The 1011-nt window shown below is 67.6% G+C and carries 1 protein-coding gene; it reads left to right on the top strand.

What is annotated here, in order from left to right; genetic code table 11:
- The coding region (locus ABZ562_RS41115) for a beta-ketoacyl reductase (protein ID WP_361490581.1) at positions 1-1011 on the top strand (1011 nt) is incomplete at both ends.

Here is a 1011-nt window from a genome sequence, read left to right as displayed (position 1 = left end):
TGGCTGCGTCGCTGGTGCTGGCCCAGGCGCTGCTCGATCTCGGTTCGGTTGGTGAGGTGCCGCGGTTGTGGCTGGTGACGCGGGGGGCGGTGGTCACCGGTTCTTCGGATACCGGCATGGTGATTGATCCGGTGCAGGCGCAGGTGTGGGGTTTCGGTCGCGTCCTGGGTCTGGAGCATCCCGGGTTGTGGGGTGGGCTGATCGATCTGCCGGTGGAGGTTGATGAGGAGGTGTGCCGTCGGTTCGTGGGTGTTGTGGCGTCGGCTGGTTTTGAGGATCAGGTGGCGGTGCGTGGTTCGGGTGTGTGGGTGCGTCGTTTGGTGCGTGCTGCGGTCGACGGTGGTGGGGGTGGTTGGCGGCCGCATGGGACGGTGCTGGTCACTGGTGGTACGGGTGGTTTGGGTGTGCATACGGCCCGGTGGTTGGTGGCTGGTGGCGCGGATCATGTGGTCCTGGTGAGCCGTCGCGGTGATAGCGCACCCGGGGCTGGCGAACTGGTGCGAGAGCTGGAGCGACTGGGTGGAGCGCGGGTGTCGGTGCGGGCCTGTGATGTGGCTGACCGTGCGGCACTGCAAGCATTGCTGATGGATCTGGGTGAACCGGTGACGGCGGTGTTCCACGCGGCCGGTGTTCCTCAGTCCACGCCCTTGGCGGAGATCTCTCTGCGGGAGGCGGTCGATGTGATGGCTGCGAAGGTCGCCGGTGCGGTGAATCTGGATGAGCTGTTGGATGTTTCGACTCTGGAGGCGTTTGTGTTGTTCTCCTCCAATGCCGGGGTGTGGGGCAGTGGGGGGCAGGCGGTGTATGCGGCGGCCAACGCGTTCCTCGACGCCTTGGCGGTGCGCCGTCGGAGTGCCGGCCTGTCGGCGACGAGTGTGGCGTGGGGGATGTGGGCTGGTCGGGGCATGGCGTCGGTGGAGGGTGCGGCGCAGGAGTTGTGCCGTCGGGGGGTGCGGGCGATGGACCCCGACAGTGCTGTCGCCGCGATGGCCGACGCGGTCGGTCGTGGTG

It is taken from the genome of Streptomyces sp. NPDC019937, from assembly GCF_040631655.1.
Taxonomy (GTDB): Bacteria; Actinomycetota; Actinomycetes; order Streptomycetales; family Streptomycetaceae; genus Streptomyces.
The sequence above is the reverse complement of the archived record's forward strand: the minus strand, read 5'-3'. Positions and strand labels throughout refer to the sequence as shown.